General features: G+C 47.0%; 18 protein-coding genes. 9 read left to right on the top strand and 9 right to left on the bottom strand.

Features of this window, described 5'->3' with window-relative positions; all coding sequences use genetic code 11:
* Positions 1-98 precede the first annotated feature (98 nt).
* Entirely contained in the window at positions 99-1,670 is a 1,572-nt protein-coding gene (locus H6F73_RS17890) for a N,N-dimethylformamidase beta subunit family domain-containing protein (RefSeq protein ID WP_190760143.1), read from the top strand.
* A gap of 22 nt (positions 1,671-1,692) precedes the next feature.
* Here the strand turns inward: H6F73_RS17890 and H6F73_RS17885 are convergent, their stop codons facing one another.
* The 3 genes from H6F73_RS17885 to H6F73_RS17875 all read right to left on the bottom strand — a co-directional run bounded on the left by H6F73_RS17885 (position 1,693) and on the right by H6F73_RS17875 (position 6,440).
* Positions 1,693-1,947: a hypothetical protein gene (locus tag H6F73_RS17885; RefSeq protein ID WP_147685487.1), complete on the bottom strand. Its 255-nt coding sequence runs from the start codon at positions 1,945-1,947 to the stop codon at positions 1,693-1,695.
* Positions 1,948-2,248: 301 nt separating this feature from the next.
* Positions 2,249-3,862: an AAA family ATPase gene (locus H6F73_RS17880; protein WP_190760142.1), complete on the bottom strand. Its 1,614-nt coding sequence runs from the start codon at positions 3,860-3,862 to the stop codon at positions 2,249-2,251.
* A gap of 478 nt (positions 3,863-4,340) precedes the next feature.
* Complete coding sequence (locus H6F73_RS17875) at positions 4,341-6,440, bottom strand: hypothetical protein (RefSeq protein ID WP_190760141.1); 2,100 nt, start codon at positions 6,438-6,440, stop codon at positions 4,341-4,343.
* Between the two features lie 164 nt (positions 6,441-6,604).
* On the opposite strand from H6F73_RS17875, the gene H6F73_RS27070 reads away from it, so the two are divergent.
* The gene (locus H6F73_RS27070; RefSeq protein WP_277882626.1) at positions 6,605-6,730 is read left to right on the top strand and encodes a hypothetical protein; all 126 of its coding nucleotides are present in this window, start codon (positions 6,605-6,607) and stop codon (positions 6,728-6,730) included.
* 195 nt (positions 6,731-6,925) lie between these two features.
* Here H6F73_RS27070 and H6F73_RS17870 read toward each other — a convergent pair whose 3' ends face one another.
* The gene (locus H6F73_RS17870) at positions 6,926-7,921 is read right to left on the bottom strand and encodes a M23 family metallopeptidase (RefSeq protein ID WP_190760140.1); all 996 of its coding nucleotides are present in this window, start codon (positions 7,919-7,921) and stop codon (positions 6,926-6,928) included.
* A 375-nt stretch (positions 7,922-8,296) separates the two neighbouring features.
* Complete coding sequence (locus tag H6F73_RS17865) at positions 8,297-8,476, bottom strand: hypothetical protein (protein ID WP_190760139.1); 180 nt, start codon at positions 8,474-8,476, stop codon at positions 8,297-8,299.
* An 82-nt stretch (positions 8,477-8,558) separates the two neighbouring features.
* Here H6F73_RS17865 and H6F73_RS17860 point away from each other — a divergent pair, with 82 nt between their 5' ends.
* Together H6F73_RS17860 and H6F73_RS17855 are read left to right on the top strand one after the other, a co-directional pair.
* The gene (locus H6F73_RS17860) at positions 8,559-9,308 is read left to right on the top strand and encodes a phytochelatin synthase family protein (RefSeq protein WP_190760138.1); all 750 of its coding nucleotides are present in this window, start codon (positions 8,559-8,561) and stop codon (positions 9,306-9,308) included.
* Between the two features lie 198 nt (positions 9,309-9,506).
* On the top strand, positions 9,507-10,079 hold the full coding sequence (locus H6F73_RS17855) for a hypothetical protein (protein ID WP_242072536.1): 573 nt from the start codon (positions 9,507-9,509) through the stop codon (positions 10,077-10,079).
* 370 nt (positions 10,080-10,449) lie between these two features.
* Here H6F73_RS17855 and H6F73_RS17850 read toward each other — a convergent pair whose 3' ends face one another.
* Positions 10,450-10,752, bottom strand: coding sequence for a WGxxGxxG family protein (locus tag H6F73_RS17850; RefSeq protein WP_190760136.1), 303 nt, complete (start codon positions 10,750-10,752; stop codon positions 10,450-10,452).
* 920 nt (positions 10,753-11,672) lie between these two features.
* Here H6F73_RS17850 and H6F73_RS17845 point away from each other — a divergent pair.
* The 3 genes from H6F73_RS17845 to hisS all read left to right on the top strand — a co-directional run bounded on the left by H6F73_RS17845 (position 11,673) and on the right by hisS (position 13,702).
* A complete protein-coding gene (locus H6F73_RS17845) occupies positions 11,673-11,963 on the top strand; it encodes a LuxR C-terminal-related transcriptional regulator (RefSeq protein ID WP_190674877.1) in 291 nt (96 codons plus the stop codon).
* A gap of 12 nt (positions 11,964-11,975) precedes the next feature.
* A complete protein-coding gene (locus tag H6F73_RS17840) occupies positions 11,976-12,272 on the top strand; it encodes a hypothetical protein (RefSeq protein ID WP_190760135.1) in 297 nt (98 codons plus the stop codon).
* A gap of 152 nt (positions 12,273-12,424) precedes the next feature.
* On the top strand, positions 12,425-13,702 hold the full coding sequence (gene hisS, locus H6F73_RS17835) for a histidine--tRNA ligase (protein ID WP_190760134.1): 1,278 nt from the start codon (positions 12,425-12,427) through the stop codon (positions 13,700-13,702).
* Positions 13,703-13,816: 114 nt separating this feature from the next.
* Here hisS and H6F73_RS17830 read toward each other — a convergent pair whose 3' ends face one another.
* Both H6F73_RS17830 and H6F73_RS17825 read right to left on the bottom strand, forming a co-directional pair.
* The gene (locus tag H6F73_RS17830; protein ID WP_190760133.1) at positions 13,817-15,127 is read right to left on the bottom strand and encodes a TldD/PmbA family protein; all 1,311 of its coding nucleotides are present in this window, start codon (positions 15,125-15,127) and stop codon (positions 13,817-13,819) included.
* A gap of 250 nt (positions 15,128-15,377) precedes the next feature.
* Positions 15,378-16,259, bottom strand: a complete 882-nt coding sequence (locus H6F73_RS17825) for a Tab2/Atab2 family RNA-binding protein (RefSeq protein ID WP_190760132.1) — start codon at positions 16,257-16,259, stop codon at positions 15,378-15,380.
* A 452-nt stretch (positions 16,260-16,711) separates the two neighbouring features.
* On the opposite strand from H6F73_RS17825, the gene rtcA reads away from it, so the two are divergent.
* Both rtcA and H6F73_RS17815 read left to right on the top strand, forming a co-directional pair.
* A complete protein-coding gene (rtcA, locus tag H6F73_RS17820; protein WP_190760131.1) occupies positions 16,712-17,740 on the top strand; it encodes an RNA 3'-terminal phosphate cyclase in 1,029 nt (342 codons plus the stop codon).
* An 81-nt stretch (positions 17,741-17,821) separates the two neighbouring features.
* On the top strand, positions 17,822-18,979 hold the full coding sequence (locus H6F73_RS17815) for an endonuclease NucS domain-containing protein (RefSeq protein WP_190760130.1): 1,158 nt from the start codon (positions 17,822-17,824) through the stop codon (positions 18,977-18,979).
* A gap of 106 nt (positions 18,980-19,085) precedes the next feature.
* On the opposite strand, the gene H6F73_RS17810 is transcribed toward H6F73_RS17815, so the two are convergent.
* Positions 19,086-19,784, bottom strand: coding sequence for a Uma2 family endonuclease (locus H6F73_RS17810; protein ID WP_190760606.1), 699 nt, complete (start codon positions 19,782-19,784; stop codon positions 19,086-19,088).
* Positions 19,785-20,012: the final 228 nt, after the last annotated feature.

Here is a 20,012-nt window from a genome sequence, read left to right as displayed (position 1 = left end):
TTAATTTATAGAGGAGCCAAAAATCGTAAGCTTTAATAAGTTACTGCACCGGCGCAACCAAAACCTAATTGCCCAAAGCATATTTTTAGAAAATTTAGATGAAATCTAGCCGTAGAACACTCTTAAAAGCCTTTCTAGTTGGATTAGCTGCCCCGTTTTTCAACCGGCAGCCGGCACACTCGCAGCAAAGCCAAGACTTCGCCGACAAGTATACAGCAACCACGACACCGGCAGCCAATCCCACCGCAGCAGAAAACCAAAAACATGGCACAAAGGACTGGCAACTAACCAACCCAGCCAGAAAGCAAGAAATTGAAGGTTACGCCTCTCTCACCAGTGTCAATCGCGGCTCACAAATTAAGCTTTTTGTCAATACGAAAGAACCCAATTATACGATTGAGGTTTTTCGGATGGGTTGGTATGGAGGTGCCGGCGCACGTCGCATGAGTGATCCGATTACTCGAACAGGAATTAGACAGCCGGCACCCATTGAAGATCAAGCTTCTGGATTGATTGAATGCAACTGGAACGAGCCATATATTCTGGAAATTCCTAATAACCCAGATGACGCTACAGATTGGGCAAGTGGGGTTTATTTAGCTAAATTGACTGCCGGCAAAACAGGCAAACAAAGTTACATTATTTTTGTGGTGCGCGATGACAGGCGCAAGTCCGATATTCTCTTTCAATCAAGCGTTACAACTTATCAAGCTTATAACAACTGGGGCGGCAAATCTCTTTACCGATGGAATAGTAAAAGCAAACAAGCTTATAAAGTATCATTTAACCGGCCTTATGCTGTTAGCCCTAACCCTAAAGCTGCTTATGGTGTCGGGGCCGGCGAATTTTTAACCAACTTTCAACCCTATAGAAGAGTCTCTAGTGCCGCCTGGGAATATAACATGGTGCGCTGGCTAGAACGAGAAGGCTATGATGTCACCTATGCCACCAACGTTGACACCCACTTCAATTCTTATTTGTTGCCGGCACACAAAGTTTTTCTTTCTGTCGGGCATGATGAATACTGGTCATGGCAAATGCGGCAAAATGTAGAATCAGCAAGGGATAAAGGTGTTAACTTAGGATTTTTTTCATCAAACACTTGTTTCTGGCAAATTCGATTTGAACCGAGCCGAATTAGCCGCGATTTAAACCGCACCATTGTTGGCTATAAAGAAATGATTGCGAAAGATCCCTATATCCAAAATGGAGACCCGGAAATAAATGTCCGTGCAACAACTTTGTGGCGATATCAACCCGTAAATCGCCCCGAAGATGCCTTCATTGGTGTCATGTACGAAACCTTTCAAGTCGATGCCGATCTTGTTATAGATAATGCCCCAGAATGGCTGCTTGCCGGCACAAATTTAAACAAGGGCGATCGCTTACCAGGACTTCTCGGTTATGAAGTGGATCGGATGTTTGGTAACGCCCCGAAAAATACAATTCGCCTTTGTCACTCGCCCTATTCTCATGAGAATGGAACCCGCTATGCTGATATGACGGCTTATACAACTGATAGCGGTGCCCTTGTTTTTGCCACCGGCTCTATGCAATGGAATTGGGGATTAGACGACTATAACGCACCTGATTTGCGTTCATCCCGCCTCAACCCCGCAGCCGAGCAAATTACCCGCAATGTTTTGGCGCAAATGCAAGTGAAAACTTAGCCGTAGAAGCAAAACATCAATTTTAAAGGTCTGCCGGTGTATCTGGCGCAACCTCAATGCCACCAACTTCTCTGACTGTCTGCTGATCCGTGATTAAATCGCTTAACTCTTCAATTTTGACGCCGATATCCTGGCAAGCTTGCTTCAACTCTCGCTTAAACGTGTTGAGATCCGTACCGTAACCACATAGGTGCGCGGCAGTTTCAATTCCCTGAGCGGCATTTGCTTTAGCGCAGTCAATCAGCTCAAGACCCTGAAGGGGTGTGGGTGATGCCATAGTTTGAGGGTTTTTTTTAGTTTATAGCCACCAGCAATTTACCAAATAGCCGGTGCCGGCTCATCCATCTTTGGTGATAAACCGATCTGGAGCGCTCAAGCGCTGACATCGTCGCACCCGTCGCAACACCCACCTAGGATTAAAAGCCGGCGGCGCAGAAGAATTCAATCCCCATATTCTGAATCACTCAATGGGAAAGCTAGCAATGTCTATAACGAAGCCAAGAGCCACTAATCTGTCCGGTGCATACGTTTATTAGGCACTACTGCCAGAGTAAGTATACGGGAATGACTGCACGAAATCATACTGCTTCAATGTCTGACACCAATGTACCAAAGAGAGATTTTACAAAAGTTAGAGCCTCTTTGTTGTCCATTAATAGTTTCCGTACAGCCCCCTCATACTGTTCACGCTTTTGGAATCCAAGCTCCTTTACAATCTTGTCTAGAGCAGGTGTTTCACGAACTGGATATTGTGAAATGATTACTACCAGATTGGCATCATTAAGTAAATTTTGTAATCGGTCACGTTCTTTTGTGACATACTCAGCCACATTGATGGAAACATTGATGGGTGTCCCAGCACCAATGTCTGTTTTTTTAGGCAGTTGCCGAAAAAACTCCTCACGAATTGCCTTTTCAGCAGTTTGCTCACTCAGGCGTTGAATATGTGGCTTGATTGCCTGAATAGCAGCAGTTTTAGCATTATCAAGGTATGTGGAAGAAGCACCTCCGATAACACTTGCATGGCGCTGTGTAATAAGGTCTTGAATATGTGGATGGTAATATATCGACTCAACTGAGAAGACTGAAAGGGCGTATATGCCCTTCTCTTTAAGCCGATTAATTTCAGTTTCTGGTCGCCGATCATTATCAACAATACCAAAAGCATAAACCCAGTGAAGATTAGCAGAGTCCCGGATGCTAGAAACGGTATGTTCGACATCTCGGCAGCTTGATTTTGCCACAATGGAGACATTTGGAAACACTAGACTGTAAAGCGGCTTATCAAGACTTCGCTCAGTGCCTTCAACAAAGAGAATCTTTCTACGCGCACCAAGGATATCCTTCTTGATGTCATCATCAATTTCAGTTTCAGGAAGAACAAGATCTGCGTCCCAACTATTTACAGAAGATCCAGCATAGGTGCAGCCCCGAATCAGCAATGTACGTGAGCTGGGATTGTCGAGGGGCAGCATCACATCATGTGTAGATACTATGAATGCACAATCATCTCGATTAGAGAACAAAAGTGTCAGAAGTGGTGAAATGATGGAGCGGTGAAGGTGGCGCTCTGGCTCATCAATTAGCACTAAAGTACCACTCTTAACAGTCAATACGTTCGCCGCGATTAATAGGGCGTTACGTTCACCATCCGAGAGTTCCGCAATGCTGTATGGATCACTTCCACTTTTAATTGCAACTACCTGCTCGCTTTCACGGACAGATATCTCAATAGGAATATTTGAAAGCTCTAAAAGCTCGTTGATAATCTGTATAGGAGCATTTTTCTTTGAAAGAGTCTTTGCCAGCTCAATATTGTTAGCATCCACTGCACCAGCAATTGATCGAGAACGCACGTTCTCAGCGTCAATGAGGTTATAAATAGCAATACTTGCACGGTAGTTACCATAATCATCTTTCCAGCGTGAATCTACGCTGGTGTCCACGCTTCGTATGTTGTCTTCATAGTTTCGCTTTTGCTGAGGCGATAAATCCATTGCACTGGAAGAAAACCAAGTTTGACGATGCGCCGATATCCGTCGCGCCTTATCAGGATAAAGGCTATATAACCGTTGCATCAGGCTGGACTTGCCAGTACCGTTGGCACCAAGAACAAACAGGATTTCTCCTAGGTTGATAGTGAGATTGAGTAGTTCACCTGTAGAGCGAGGGATAGCCAAATTGAAGGACATGATTGCTTGACCGTTTAGACTTTTGTCATTTTAGACAAAATAAAGTCGAAAGAGGATGGCAGTGCTTTACTAACTACCTAACTATTAGTTGTGTCGCCATTGCAACAGAACACCCCATTACAGCTTATAAAATAACAAACATTTAATCTGTAAACTTACGCTTTTCCACCGGCTCCACCTAAATTGTGCAAAATCCCGAAGTCACTGCCCTTCCCGCAATTTCGCGAGCCGCTCCCAAAGGCTTGACATCCTTTTTACATTTTAAATTAGTCAGGCTATCCAAATTCCACTTCATTAAATTTCGAGCAAACTTTCCCAAAAGCGCTATTCGCCCTCTGCAAAGCGTGTACCGGCTCTCACAAATAAACCGGCAACCCAAGGGCAAATTCTTCTTAAAACTAAAGTCAACCTATCCATTAAAAGGATAGAGAGAATGAGAGTGATCGGCAAACTGTAAGAGTATGTTTGTATAACAACACTACTCATTTTCTAAGGGCAGGGATGGGGGCGCTGGGGGCACAACACGACGCTCAACGCTGACTTTACGGCTTTCCCGCTGAGTCTGCATTTCCATTGCCACCGCTTCCACCTGAACGTCTAAACTGCCGTAGGGAACCGCTAATTCAACGGTTGCCTCTAACTCGCCCCAGATGCTGCTGGAAAATTCCGTTAACCAGTAAGGGCCATCGAGTACGGAACGCGCTTGCCGGTCTTGCAGCCAGACTTTGACATAAATGCGGGGCACAATTTCAGGCAGTCTCACAGCCACTTTAACCGGCCTGCCGGCCACTAAATTTTCCTTGGGAACTTCTAAAACCGGCGCGGGAACCGGCTCATCTTCAGGCAACAAAGCTGGATTTGCCTCTTCAGGCGTTGGGGGGTTAATGCTTCGCAAACGCCTGAGATTAGAGGGACGTGCCGGTTCTAGCGGCTCATCATCCACCACAATCTCTCGCGCTTCCCACTCGGAAACCGTCTGAGGAGGCGATTCTGCCGGCTCGATCTCGCTCTCCTCACTAGGGGATGCTTCTTGAAACGAGGATACCTCTGTTTTCAGCCATTCTGACAACTCCTCATCATTGGCCAAAGCATTTAGTCGTGTCCAGAAGCGTTCTGGCAGCTTCAATGATTTAAAAGCCGCATCCACCGGCGACGAGGGCGCGGCTGCCGGTGGTTCTTGTACAACCCGCATTTCAGGCCGTTCAACCTCAGCCGTTTCCGCTTCTGCCCGGTTGGGTAAGACTTCTAAATTGGGTTGTGTTTCCGCCGGCAGCGTTTCCTGTGGGGTTTCGCTGGTTTCAGCCGGTGCCTCTACGCCTTTTTGGGTGCGGTTGATCGGCACCACCTTGCTATTAGGTGCGTTTGGGCGGGAAAAGGTCGGCAAATCCAACGGTTTCGAGACAGTCTTCCCCGCTTCAGGTTTATGCAGCAGGGGAGGCAACACCCGATCTGTCGAAGGTTGGAACTGAACCGGCTGAGGGTTTTGCATCGTGTCCACCAGTTCTGAGAAAGACTGGTGAAGCGCTTCGATGTGGTGTTTCGGGTAAGGGTATTCCGACAGATCCACAACATCTTGGTCGCTTAATTCTTCCGAGATCGCGCCCAGCAAGTCCTCAACATCGGCTGTAATTGTAAAAGATTTCGTATCTAGCGCATCGGGACTGCCATCGTAAACACTAATTTGCCCCAAAATCAGACGGGTATCGCTCTCCACCGGAATTTCTAGCGCATAGGCAAATGGCACCGGCGGCTGAATTTGGGGCAGTGATTGCCGCACACTCATTACTAACTGCGAACTTTGAGGATCACGCAGTTGAATATGCACTTCTGCCGATCTTAAGGGAAGCGCATCCTTGACGCCATCAGCAACATCAACCCGTCCAGATACCGTCAGCGGTTGCCCCTGACGCACCATATAGGTGGTTCGGTTCAGGATTAGCTGTAGCGGTTGCCGGCTTCCTGTTGTGGCTGCCGGCTCATCGGGTAAATCCCTGGAATTGTCGGACTCTTCCTCAGAATTGTTAATAATTGCCTGCAACCTCTGCGCTGCCGGCTTCATCGGCACTAATCGCACAGGGGACACAATCGGTTGGGTAACGGTTGGTTCGGGAGTTGCCGGCTCAATATCCTCTGTAAGCATTGCCGGCACTTCTGGGAGATCCGCACTTTCTGACAATGCCGGCTCATTCGACTCTAGAGGCGCGGCATCTTCATCAATGGGCAACACTTCCAGCTTGACAGATTGTTGCCAGCTACTCCCCATCAGATCGGACATGACATCGCCGCCGCTGCATCGCAACTCCCACAACCCCGGTTTAAGGCGCGTAAAGGGAATAACCACGACCAATCCTTCAGCGCTAGTGCGGCGCGAACGCTTTTGAACTCGTCGTTTGGGCGGGACTTCATCGGTGCAATCATGAGTCACGCGAATTTCCACAGCCTCATTCGCACGCTCAGAACGGGCGACAACCCGATACCGGCCTTCTAAAATTTCCACATCGGGAGATTCGAGGGGCAGCCAAGCGCGATCGCCTTCTTTTTGGATCAGAAATTCCCAGTATTCCATCGCTAGCAGCACGAATAGTGCACTGACAGACCAGACCTTTTTAGTCAGTTTAACCTAGTCTGGGAAAGATGCAGCAATCCCACTAACCGGGCCAAATTCTGGAATTTCTGCTTCATGTGTGGGTTGTTGGTTGCGCCGGCCCTCACGTCGCGAAGCAGTTTGTTTAAGTTCAGCAGATGCGAAGCGATAAAGGCCGGCTGCAACACCGGCTTGTCCATCAATTTAAAAAAGTAGCGTCGGCATCTTGCCCCCTAGATATTTTAGATTGCTATATTCGGCATGATTTCTATATTGCAATTTAAATAATTTGTCAACAAATATTAGCATGAAAAGCTTTTTACACAAGTATATTGTCTTATAAAAATGATAAAATATGAGCAAAATACAGTTTTGAAACTGCTGGTAAACAGCCTTGGAAAAATGAAAAAGGCAAAAGAAATACATGACTTCTTTTGCCTTTAACTTTTGTTTTTTGATCTATTTAGAAAAAATAGGGATTACCATGCTTGATTGCTCCGTGTTTGTGAGGAATTGTAAGCATGAGAATTACCGAGATAAGCCATTGGATCGACAGCGCCTTGACCGGCTACACGCAGTTCAAAGTGCAAATGAGGGCCGGTGCTATAGCCGGTGCTGCCCATCTCTGAGATTTGCTGACCTTGCTGCACTCGCTGGCCGGCACGTACCCAAATCCGGTCATTGTGGGCGTAGCGCGTGATACTTCCATCAGGATGTTGAATTTCAACTAAATTGCCATAACCGCCCTCATCCCAAGCGGCATAGGTTACAACTCCAGCAGCCGCAGCAACGATTCGCGTTCCAATCGGGCCGGCAATATCAATCCCGTTGTGCATCCGTCCCCAGCGCCAGCCATAGCCTGAACTTAACTGCCCTTGAGCCGGCCAGATATACCCCTGCACAGGAGAGTTGGGCAAATAAGTATCTGGGGCAGACAGGGGCGGCAATTCAGCGCCATTGTTAGAGCGATAAGTTTGAACATTATCTCTCAAGCTATCAAGACGAGTGTTAATTCTGCCGGCCTTGGTTGTAGTTTGATTCGCCGAGGTAGCAGCAGGCGGCTGGGAATTTACGGGTACTCGGCGCACTTGCTCAACTTCAACCCTTTGTTGGCGGCTATTTGCGGATTGTGAAGCCAACTGGGGTGCCGGTGATGACGTTTGCGGTTGATTCACCGGCTGTAAAATTGCGGCCCCTTCTGCTGTATGAGTGATTTGAGTAGCAGTTTCTGTGCCGGTGGCAAACACGACAGTGGGTTGGGCTTGATTATTTGAGTTATACCTCGAATCAGCGGCTGTTTGTGTCTGGGAGATTCGGGTTTTAAAAGCAGAGTTCGACTTGTGGGGAGTGGCAATCTCCCTGCTTGAGTTTACCGACGTCTGGGCTGAGGCGCTCTGACTTGTGCTGGTATTGCAGATTAACTGCTGGGCGGCAAGGACAGCAAGTGTGCTAATGGCAACAAAGCGGAGATGCATGAAGTTAGCTTATTGTGTGAAACAGCATTAAGAGTCAATTGAATTTGCTAGAAGAAGCGGCTCACGTTACAGGTGGAATGCTGGCGTGCTTTTAGAAAAAGAATATTTACAAGGATGAGGGCGCTTTCTAAAATCCGCCCTTCGTTATCTGCCAGCTGTTGGCTAAGTTAGATGCAGTCCTTGTGTAGAGTTCCACCTTTGAACGTCGCACTAACTCCTAAAAAATTTATTTGATAAAAATCCACTCAAATGAAGCGTGCGAGCAGAGCGCTGGGGGATTGAAGGTTTTTCAAGTTCAAATCTTTCGGTCATAGTAGGCTCCTGATAGTTGACTGTGATTGCCCCCGCCAAACCCTTGGGGGCAGCACACTCTTTTCATTCGCAGTTGCCAAAGATGGTTCCGGGCATAATTTTTAACCGCTCAGATAAGAAATCTTGTAAAGATAATTTTTCACTCTTAAGCTCACGCTTCAAACCCAATACTCGCCGGCTCAAGAGTCGTTTTACACCGGCAGCATAGTTTTTGCCGGCAAAGAAAAAAATCAGTAGCTTCACGGATAAATTATCTATATAATTCAGCAAACCCAATTATTTGTGAGCCTTTGCGCTTCAACGCAGCGGCGATAAGGAACACTTTATGAAGCCCAGTGCGAGCAAGATTGCTAGATTGAAGTTCATCCGCCAACCGCTACAAGCATTTATTCTGGGACTTTGCCTCGCCGGCGGTGGCGCACTCGCCCAAACGCTGCCGGTGCCCAGTAATCTGATTAACCTCAACTCTACAGAGGGAGAAAAGCTGCTAATGGACAGCAAAGCCCGACAGGACTATTGGCCATTAAGTATGCAGTTTGTCACCCAAGATAACTTGGCTTACTGCGGCGTCGCCAGCAGTGTCATGGTGTTGAATGCCTTATCTGTGCCGGCACCGGAGGCACCTGAATTTGGTTCTTTCCGGATGTTTACGCAAAACAACTTTTTTAACGAACAAACCCGGAAAGTGGTAACGCCTGAAGTTGTCTCGCGTCAGGGTATGACGCTGGGGCAGTTGGGACAGTTGTTAGAAAGCTATCCCGTCACAGCGGAGGTTCACTACACCAGTGATAGCAGTTTGGAGGAATTTCGCACTCAAGCCATGAAAAATTTACAAGAACCCGGAAATTTTGTTTTGGTTAACTACTTGCGAAGTGATATTGGGCAAGAAAAAGGGGGGCATATTTCTCCTCTGGGGGCTTATAACGAACAGAGTGATCGGTTTTTAATTTTGGATGTGTCGCGCTACAAATATCCGCCGGTGTGGGTGACAACCGCTGAACTTTGGAAGGCGATGAATACGACAGATTCGGATTCGGGTAAAACGCGAGGCTTTCTATTAGTGAGTCCTCAGTAAATAATTTGTTGAGAATTTTCCGGCAAAAATCCGCCCCATCTGAATTTAAAACCACAGATTAACACAGATAAATTATCTGTGGGGCGGACATTTCATTGTGTTTAAGATTTATAGTTTAAAAGCGATTAATTATACTTTTACAATATGTTCGCAACTGCTGAATTGCGCTGGTTTTATCAGGGAATACTGCCGAACGAAATGATAAACTGGTTCCAGTCTGAGCGTGCCGGCGCACAATTAGAACTGCCAGAAGAACGTGAAGATTTATATTTGTATGCTGCTGGCTGTGAGTATTTAAATATCAAACTCAGAGAGGAGCGTTTAGAAGTTAAATGGCGGCAAGCAGAATTAGGTGAGTTGAGTTTTGGCAATGCGGGGGAAGGTAAGGCTGAAAAATGGGTTAAGTGGATTTGTGAAGCACCACCGGCACAGAGTTTGATAACCGCAGTACCGATGGAAACAGGCGAGTGGATGAGGGTGAAAAAAAGCCGAATGCAGCGTCAGTATCAAGTTTTATCGGATGAATCTATAATTTCAGTGCCGATGGATGCAGAGATCAACCAAGGCTGCACGGTTGAACTCACCCAGTTGAATGTTAATGGTGAGGCGTGGTGGAGTCTGGCTTTTGAAGCGTTTGGAGAAGACGAAAACCTGATAACTCCCCTGCATGAAGTGGTTGAGTGGGTGGCTAAAACTTATCGTGGGCTGCCGGTTCAAACGGCCAGTTCTTATGGCTACCCCAAATGGCTTTCGATGACGCTTAATCGATAGTGCAACTCTATAAAAAATTATAAAGACAATTGAAAACCCCATTTCTTTATGAGAAAATGGGGGAGATTGGCTTAAGACTTATTTCAAAGTAATATTGATAGAGCTGCTGAGCGCAGAACGCACACCCTTAAAAAACTAAGGTATCCTAAACAGGTAAGCAAACAACGCGTCCAAAAACCCTTTGGCTAACTAAACGGCGAGCCTTACATCTTTAGAACTACGGAAAAAGTAGTTTTATGGAGGAGGGTTCTTTAAAAAAAAGAAAGGACTTACGCATTTTGTGAGAATAGATACTACAGATCGAATTTCACTAAACTGCTAAATTCAACCGGCAGCCGGTAAAAGTTAGGCTGCGTAAGTCCACAAGGGCTTAGCGATAGTCAGAACGCACCACATCCGGGTCACGCTCGGTGGTGTAGGTACGGGCAGGTTCTTGGCGCTTACGAGCCAAACCAGCTAAACCAGCCAGACCTAACAAACCTAACCAACCCCAGTCAAAATCGCGGTCATCTTCGGTAGTATTAACGTCTTGAGTGGGAGCGGTGTAAGTCGTATCGGGAGAAGTTGTCGTTGTATTAGTTTGAGCAGAGGCGGGTAGAACTACAGGCACAATGGCTAAACTAGCAGCAATAACGCCGGCTTTTAGGGCTTGGGAAACTTTTGAACTGTTCATAAATTTAACTCCACTGAATCTCTTAACTAAATGTATCAATTGCCTTTAAAAAAGAAATCAATCTAGAGATAGAAACACCCTCTACTCCCATTGCAGCGTTAAACGCTCAAAAAAAGTTTGCGGTAAACTCTAAAGGGGAACCTTGGTAAAGTTCAGGATTTATCTGAGAAGCTTTAATCAGCAAGGCTTTCAAACTGTCTTTTTTGATGACTTCCTTTTGATTAATCCCAATTAACTCTGCGCGGATGAGACTGCTGGGTCACATTTGCTGCTTTTGCTCTCACTCCCCAGAAGGATAGCGGGAAAAGACAGCTTGCAAATCAGCCGTTGCACGTGGGCCAAATTTTGGCTATTTATTAACCAGACTCAGCATCTGTAAATACTATTGCTAGGCAAAACCGGCCTGCTTTATCAGGGCCAATGCTTTAACTTGTGCAGTTCAGAGAAAGCCGGCACTTACAAATAAGCACGATGTCACACCTGTAGCTGTAACACCTGAGCCTGCCGGCAGTAAAACAACGGTATATAAGCCAAGTTAGGCTGATAGCGCCTCCGATTGCTCCATAAACCCGCCTTTTATTCATACTCACAGCCATAATGACTCGCCTTTAAAAGGCTTGCCACAACCGAGCTAAACAACGGGAAATCAGCAAAAACAGAAAATCCCGCATTTTTATAATTAAATCTTATGTGTTAATCGATACGGAGTCAGACTGCCGGCGGCAACACCCGTACCTAAAGCCAGGAGGATAGAAAGGTACACTCAGGAGTTCTTAGCCCTTTCTACGCCACGCTTTGAAAATTTTGGGCTTTGACGCGTTCAAAAATTCCAGCTTTCAATTCTCCTGATGTAAGTTTTTGCCTATATCCCATAAGAAATACTAAAATGATAGGTAAATCTACAGAGCTTGGAATGCGTTATGGCTGGCGTCGAGTCTCAGAACCATGCGTCCCTTTCCCTCAGAGAGTTGCAAGTTGTTGAATTGGTAGCTGCGGGCTTGACAAACCAAGAGATTGCCGAGCAGCTAGAAATCAGCAAACGCACGGTTGATAATCATATCAGCAATATCTTGACCAAAACGGCGACTCATAACCGTGTGGCCTTGGTGCGGTGGGCTTTGCAATCGGGTAAGGTTTGTATTAATGAAGTCAACTGTTGCATAATTCCCCTGCCTAGCACTCATAATGAGGTGGTTGTGGAGCAAGAGTGAGCAGTTTGTAGCATGAGCGAGCAAACACTGCAGACCGCTGGGGAAAAACAGCTGCGGTACGAAGTCCAATGGCCGCGACTGCCTTTAGCCGTGTACCGGGAAATCGCGGCGCATTTGCGTCAAGTCGCCGGCGTGGAAACGGGTTTGACACCCCAACAGTCCCAGCAGTTTGATTATAGTCAAAGTCAAGTTGGGGGTTTGTGGATTCAGTACGCCGAAACCGTTGATTGGGCTGATCGTCAGCAAGTGGATCGGATTTTAGCTTACTATAGCAATCGCTATGGAGCTTTGGAAGTGAATAGGCACTAGGAACTGAGAAATTTGCTCAGGACTGGGGACTAGGGACTAAGAACTGAAAAATTCACTCAGAACTTAGAACTCAGGACTCAAGACTCAGGACTAACGTTTAGCTTTTCACTTCTTTGGCTGACTTTTGACTTTTGACATTTTACTTTTGAGTAATGGGCGCAATTCAAGCATTAAGGGGAACGCGGGACATCCTGCCCGAAGAAATTGGCTATTGGCAGCGGGTCGAATTTGTGGCGCGAAAAATTTTGAACAGCGCCGCTTATCGGGAAATTCGCACTCCCATTTTTGAGGATACAGCGCTGTTTGAGCGGGGAATAGGGGAAGCCACAGATGTTGTGGGGAAGGAAATGTACACCTTCAACGACAAAGCGACTCCCCCCCGTTCCCTTACCCTGCGTCCCGAAGGAACTGCTGGCGTGGTGCGGGCTTTTATCCAAAATAGTCTCTACGCCCAAGGCGGCGTTCAGCGTCTTTGGTACACCGGCCCGATGTTTCGCTACGAAAACCCACAAGCAGGCCGGCAACGGCAATTTCATCAGATTGGGGTGGAGGTTTTAGGCAGCGCTGATTCCAGGGCGGATGCGGAGGTAATTGCGCTGGCAACTGACATTTTGCAAACCCTGGGACTGAAGAATCTGCGCCTATCCCTTAACTCTGTAGGAAATCCAGAAGACCGGCAGCGCTACCGGCAAGCTTTAATCGACTATTTAACACCCTTCAAAGAAGCCTTAGATCCGGATTCCCAAGACCGGCTGACTCGTAATCCTCTGCGAATTTTAGATAGTAAGGTGGAACGCACCCAAGAAATTGCCAAGGATGCACCCAGTATTTTGGATTATCTGGGTGATGAGTCGCGCCGGCACTTCGATCAGGTGCGACAGTTATTAAGCGATTTGGGAATTGCTTACGAACTCAATCCCCGGCTGGTGCGAGGGTTAGATTATTACACCCACACGGCATTTGAAATTCAGTCAGATGATTTAGGTGCTCAAGCCACGGTCTGCGGTGGTGGGCGCTATGATGGCTTGGTGGCCGAATTGGGTGGGCCACAAACACCGGCTGTCGGCTGGGCAATCGGGATGGAACGCTTGATTATCCTGCTGCAACAGTTGCAAACTCAGACGACACCGGCACTAGATTTTTATCTAGTTTCCAGAGGCGATGGCGCAGAAGCACAAGGCTTAACACTTGCTCAAAAGCTACGCGGTGCCGGCTTTAGTGTGGAATTAGACTTAAGCGGCAGTGCGTTTGGCAAGCAATTTAAACGGGCTGATCGCAGTGGGGCGAAGGCTTGTTTGGTGTTAGGCGATGCAGAGGCTGAGAGTCAGACTGTGCAGCTCAAGTGGTTGGCCACAGGAGAGCAAAGTTCGATCTCACAAAGCGACTTACTAGAAAAAACAGAAGAGTGGCGCAGCCGGCTGGAGGGGTAAAAGCGCCGGTTTCAGGTTGTGTGGGGCTGCATTATCAAGCCGGCAATAGGGATTTTTCAGCCCCTAATCCCATGCCCCATGCCCCATGCCCTATGCCCGAATGCCCCATTCCCCTTAACTCCTGCCGGTAGTAGACAGCCCCTCCACAATAATAGAGGGCGTGTAACAAGCGCCGTTCCAGTCGGCATCACTGCCAAGTTCGAGCACTTGCTTCAGGGCGGTATAAACGTTGCCGGCTACCATAGTGTCTTTAACGCGACCGATAATTTCGCCGTTTTTAATTCGGTAGCCGAGATCGACATTAATCGAAAAGTCGCCAGACAGGCCGGCACCGCCACCCAGCATTTGATCCACCACAATGGCGTCATCTAGCTGGGCGATCAGTTGCTCTAAGTCTCGCGATCCGGGTTGTATGAGTAAATTAAATAAACCTGGCGTGGGATAACTGCCTAAACCGGGGCGAAATCCGTTGCCGGTGGTGCCGTTACCTAAAATTCGTCCCGTGGTGTGATCGGTGTAGAACAGCTGCAAAATGCCATTTTGAATAAAGACTAGAGAGTGCGTTGGCGTGCCTTCATCGTCAAAAGGGCAGCTAAACGGGCCGACATCTGGGTCTTGGAAAATGGTAAGGGCGTTGGAAATCACAGCTTCGCCAAGGTGATCACTCCAAGGCGAGGATTTTTCGATAACCAGTTTGCCATTAAGAGCGGCCTGGACTGTACCCCAAAGCATATCAGCAGCTTTAGAGGTAAACAACACCGGCACACGACCTGTCGGCGATGGCACATTTTCCTTTGACCAATCTAACCGCTGCAAAATTCGCTGGGCGAGGATTGCCGGTTCTAGGTGTCCCCGCTGGGTTTGACCGTCGCCAACACTCAAAAAATCATCGCCGCGCACCCATTCACCGGAGAGGTAACAACTGAGTGTGGTGTCGGTGTAACTGCAATCTAAGCCAAGCGAGTTGAGCAGGCGAGTGCTTTCGACTTCACAATCCCACTCAGCGCTACACAAAACCTCTGGATAAGGGTCGCGAACCAAGGCAATTGCTTCTTTGCCCCAATTCACCAGCACCTCAACCGGCACCGCTTCTCCTACATCGGGGTAAGAAGATGCTTGAGCTGCGGTGAGTTCTATATTTTCCGGTTGATTAAGCTGACTGAGGGCAATGGCACGATCCACTAAGTTTTGGGCATCCACCGGCCCGTAGGCAACGGCTAGCCCCGGACGCCCCCCGCGCCACAGCCTCAGCGCCGTCCCTTCAGATTGGGCGCTTTCTAACTGTTTGAGCCGGTTGGCTTCAAAAAACACGGGTCGCGATAGCGATCGCGATTGAAATACCTCAGCAGCTTCCGCCCCTGATTTTGCCGCTAATTCCAGCAGCTGTTCTGCCGACGCTTCTAGTTGCAAATTCTCAGAACCCATATCAATTTTTAGCGATTAGCTGTTAGCAATTAACCATTAGGCAACTGTCAATCGGATGTGGGTAAAGTATGTTTCCTGTCGATAAAAGCAAATGAATTTGGCGGCCACACGAACAAAACATTCTAAGGGACACTGGTTTTATATCCACAGTCCGCTTAAAGTGACTTTGCTTATATGGTCGCGATTTTTAATCGCCAGGTACTTTACAAACCCGATCTAACAGCTAACAGCTAATTGCACTGAAATCACTTTACGATAGATTGAGTTCCTCTAACAGCCAAAATCCGGCAAAAGATTCTGATTGCGGGCTGGACTGGACTGCTAAAAAATGCACCATTTGTGCTTTTTGCTTGGCGTCGTCAAATCCTTTCGCCTCTGCTTGGAGTTGCGGGTTGGTGAGGTTGGCCAGAATCCATCGGTCACTGGCACCTGTTTCCAACACGATTCGGGCGGGTGAGTTGAGGTCAACTTTGAGGAAAGCCAACTCTAGCCCGGAAATCCAGCCGGCTAAGGCTAAGGCTCTGGGTGAGAAAATGATGAGGCCAGGAATGGGAGTTTCTGGCGTCAATTGGGGCACTAAGCTGTGTTCGCCTAAAATTGGGAAAGCTTCGCCGAAGTCAATTTCCCACTCGTGCATCTCCTCAAAGGCGCTGGCTTCTAAGGTGACAAAGGCCCACTTCTGGCCAACTAAGGCGTCTGGCAAAGCTCGCGGTGCCGGTGATTCCATGCGGACAGACGCTGCCGGTGCCATCAGCTGAAAACCGGCTTCCTTGGGATAAACCTCTTGCATCCGCTGCTGCAGCCACCGATGCAGTGCAATTGTGTGCCGGCTGGGTTTGGCATCAAGCCCCAACTCTTTGCACGCTTTGAGGATCATGTTATTCATCTGCCGGCGAAAGAAGCGAATTTTTGCCGGCGGTGCCGGTGCTTTAGAGATCGCTTCTTCAAGTGCTGCCCGCAACCAAGCAGAATTGACCTGGCTACTGGGACAAAACTGCGCGTAGCGAAACAGCGACTCTGGGGCGCGGCGCGTGTCCAAAGGACTTTCGCACACGACAAGTTCCCAAAGCTTTTTTTGTTGCTCGTCCAAAATAGGCCGAGAGTAGAAATCTAATTCCCAAACCGTTGCCATGTTAAGCCGTTCAAATCTTGCCTGTTTCTTTTTCCATCATACGGGTGAAATGTCTTTGTCCTGCTTCGGGTTGTTGTGGCAGCTAGATTCAGCGGCGGATGAGGGGGAGAGTGGGAGATGAGGTGATGGATCGAGAACTGTTTTCGTTTGCAGCAATTGCAGCGTTGTGGCAAATCTAAGTTTGATACACAACTTGATCCTGCCAGGATTTTTAGTCCGGTATCAAAACCGGCTTTGCTATTAAATGCTCAGTTGCTGATTCCTCGCTTCCTACTTAAAGAACTTTGTAGAGGAAGAAAGTTAAAACTTTTGAAGGTGAGTTTCTGAGAAATTTGCTCGCGATTTTAACACAAAATGGAATGAGATTATATTATCTGATTTTGAGATGAGCGATAAAAGACAAATTGCGGTCAAGGCAAAATAGTTGTAATTAACCAAACAAAAAAATTTTTATGATTCACATTGATGGCTCTTATGGTGAAGGTGGCGGGCAGGTTCTTCGTACTTCCCTGAGTTTGTCTGCGATCACCGGCACGCCTATCCGCATTGAAGGGATTCGTGCGGGACGCCCTAAGCCTGGAATGGCAGCCCAGCATTTAACTTGCGTGCGGGCAGCCGCCGCGATTTGTAATGCCCAATTGCGAGGCGATAAGTTGGGTTCGATGATGTTGGAGTTCACACCCACCGGCTCTGTGCGAGCAGGACAGTATACCTTTGATGTCATGACAGCCGGTGCGCTGACTTTAATTTTGCAGACGATTTTGTTGCCTCTGGCGCTAACGACGGGTGACTCGGTGGTGACGCTGCGGGGAGGCACTCACGTTCCTTTTAGCCCCCCATTTACTTACATTGAACAAGTTTATCTGCCGGTGCTTGCGGGGATGGGCGTCGAGGCTAGGGTGGGGTTAAATGCTTGGGGTTGGTATCCCAAGGGCGGGGGAGAGGCGGAATTACGGTTAAGTGGCGGTAACAGCTTGAGTGGTTTAAATTTAATCGAGCGAGGCAATTTGCGGCGGGTTCGGGGACTGGCGGTGGTTACGGAACTTGCGTCTCACATTCCGCAGCGGATGGCAAACCGTGCTGAGAATTTGTTGCGCTCTCAAAACCTCATCGCCAACGTGCAGGCGTTGCGAGAACGAGGTGTGGCACCGGGTGCGGGGATTTTTTTAACGGCTGAGTATGAAAAGAGTTTAGCTGGGTTTGGTGCAGTCGGGCGTGTGGGGTTGCCGGCTGAAAAGGTAGCGGAAATAGCGGCTGAGGAATTACTGGATTTTCATCACAATGGTGCGCCGGTGGATGTGCATTTGGCAGATCAGTTGCTGTTACCGGCAGCTTTGGCAACGGAGGCGAGTCAGTATCGAGTGGCGGAAATTAGCACTCACTTAACAACAAATGCTTGGGTGATTGAGCAATTTGTGCCGGCGAAAATAATTATTGATGAAGAGACTCAAATAATTTCAGTAACGCCTGTTGCTAAATAAAAAGAGATGCCGGCTTGAGATTGGCAACACTGGGCTGAATCGAATAGTTTAAATATAGGGATTTTTTCAAGTCAGTGCAAAATGTCTAGTTACGTCAGCTTAAAGAAAACTGGATTCGGGTGGAAATTTGGCAGTGAGGCGGCTCTAGAAGATTTCGTTTGGGCCAATTTAGAGCCTCTATTAGGCTTAACTCCCTTGAAGCGGCAATACTCTATTAACGGTCAATTCTGTGACATTTTAGCCCTAGGTAAGAATAAACAGTTAGTGGTGCTGGAGCTGAAAAATGCTGAAGATCGATACATTGTCCAGCAACTAACTCGTTATTATGATGGATTGCTAGAAGAAAAACCCTTTGCTCAAGAGGTGGACTACACACACCCTGTTCATTTAGTGGCAATTCAACCGAGTTTTCACAGAGATAACTTTACAGATAGAAAGTATCATTCCCTTTTATTTGAGTTTTTAAAATTTCACATAAGTCAAACAGAAGAAGGTTTGAATTGGCAGTTAATCAATCTGGAGAATGGCCAAAATTATCAAGTACAAATTCCTCAACAGGAAAGAGAGCCAAATGAAGAAGATATACCTATTCCTCCTAAAGCACTTCAGAAACTCTTGATGAAATGCCCCCCTGAACAACAGGAAGAGATATTGAGAATTAGGCGTAAAATTCTTACTTTTGATAGGCGTATGCAGGAAATGGCTGGTGCTGGCAGTATTAAGTATGGAAACGGAAATAGCAAAACAAGTAAATTCTGTGCTGAGTTCTGCGCTGATAGCAAAGGCAATTTTTTGATGTTTTTGTGGCTTCCTTTGAAAGGTCTGACAAGTGAAAAAATAGGTAGAGCAAGAATCTGGACAAATTGGGAAGGAATTGCCTTAATCGAAGGGTATGTAGTAACGGGAATCGGCCCCAAGATAACCTCACGCAAAAAAGTAATAGCCAATTTAACAGAAAAAATCAGAAAAGCTCATCAAACACAAAGTTCCGCTAAAAGTTTTTTTAGATTAAATGGAAAGATGATCCGCTTAGCAACTGATGGGCCTACTACCAGACAATACTGTAAAGAAACTAATAGAATTGCGCGAGAAATTTCTGAGTCAAAGCCAATAACCGATGAAGAAATTGCTTTACTTGATTTTTTTGAAGATTGGACATTGCAAGTGACTCAATCACCCTATAAATCTTTAGAAGATTTGCTTGAGCTAGCTTTAGGAAAATGGCTGGCAAGGCTTTAATCTTAACTGCAATGAGGGTACATTCACCCATAGCGTCTATTGTTCCTTAAACACAAAAACAGATTTAGTAAACTAAAAGCCGGTATTTGTCGGCCTTATTTACAATTCACTCCGGCAATTCACCAAAGCGTTCCCGATAACGAGCTAATTGCGCTTCTAGTTCCGCCGTACGCTGTTGAGCTGCCTCAGCCTCTTCCTGGGGTGTTGGCAGCAAAACCCCATCCAACGTTTCCCAGCGCAACCACTCGGCATTTACGTCTGCATAAGTTCCTTCCCAGCGCACCAATGCTAACTGTAAATGCCGGCTAATCAAACGATTTTGTTCATCAATTTCAACCGGCTCATAAATCCCTCTCACTAAAACAAAACCTGCCAACTCGCCACTATAGGGATCGAACCAATAATATTCAGGCACTCGTAACTGATTTTGATAAATTAATTTTTTATCGCCTTTATCTTTTTCTGCTGTACTATCTGATAACAACTCAATTACTAAGTCTGGCCCTTTTCCCTCCTGCCAAACGACCCAACTTTTGCGCTCTCGCTTGGGCACATCTAGCACTACAAAAACATCTGGCCCTCGAAAGTCTTGATTGCGTACCTGTGCCTCACTAAAATACACAAACATATTGCCGGCGACAAAAACATCCTGACGTTGTTTCCACAACAGCCGCAATGGATGAATTAGCATCTCCATCTGTAGTACATGGCGCAAGCTTTCCATAGGCACCCCGTCATCGTAAGGAAGTTCGTCCTCTGTCGGAGGAATCGTCACGCCATACTCGGCTAGCTCAGCTAGTGTCATTTCCTCTTGCATAGAGTTTCACCTAGTTGTGATTTCGGCTACTCACTATTTTAATTTAAATCAACCCTATTTAAGCAGTTATTATAAGTAACTATTGCAAGGTTTAATAACTATCTATAACGGTTCTCGATTGAATGAGGTAGAATAGAGAGCAAGAAAAGGTAAAAAGGCTTTGACTTGACAATAACTATGAGACCCTACAGTCTTGATCTGCGCCAGAAAATTATC

Origin of the sequence: Microcoleus sp. FACHB-68, from assembly GCF_014695715.1 — a bacterium.
Taxonomy (GTDB): domain Bacteria; phylum Cyanobacteriota; class Cyanobacteriia; order Cyanobacteriales; family Oscillatoriaceae; genus FACHB-68.
Note: the sequence above shows the minus strand (reverse complement) of the source record. Positions and strands in the feature narration are given on the sequence as shown.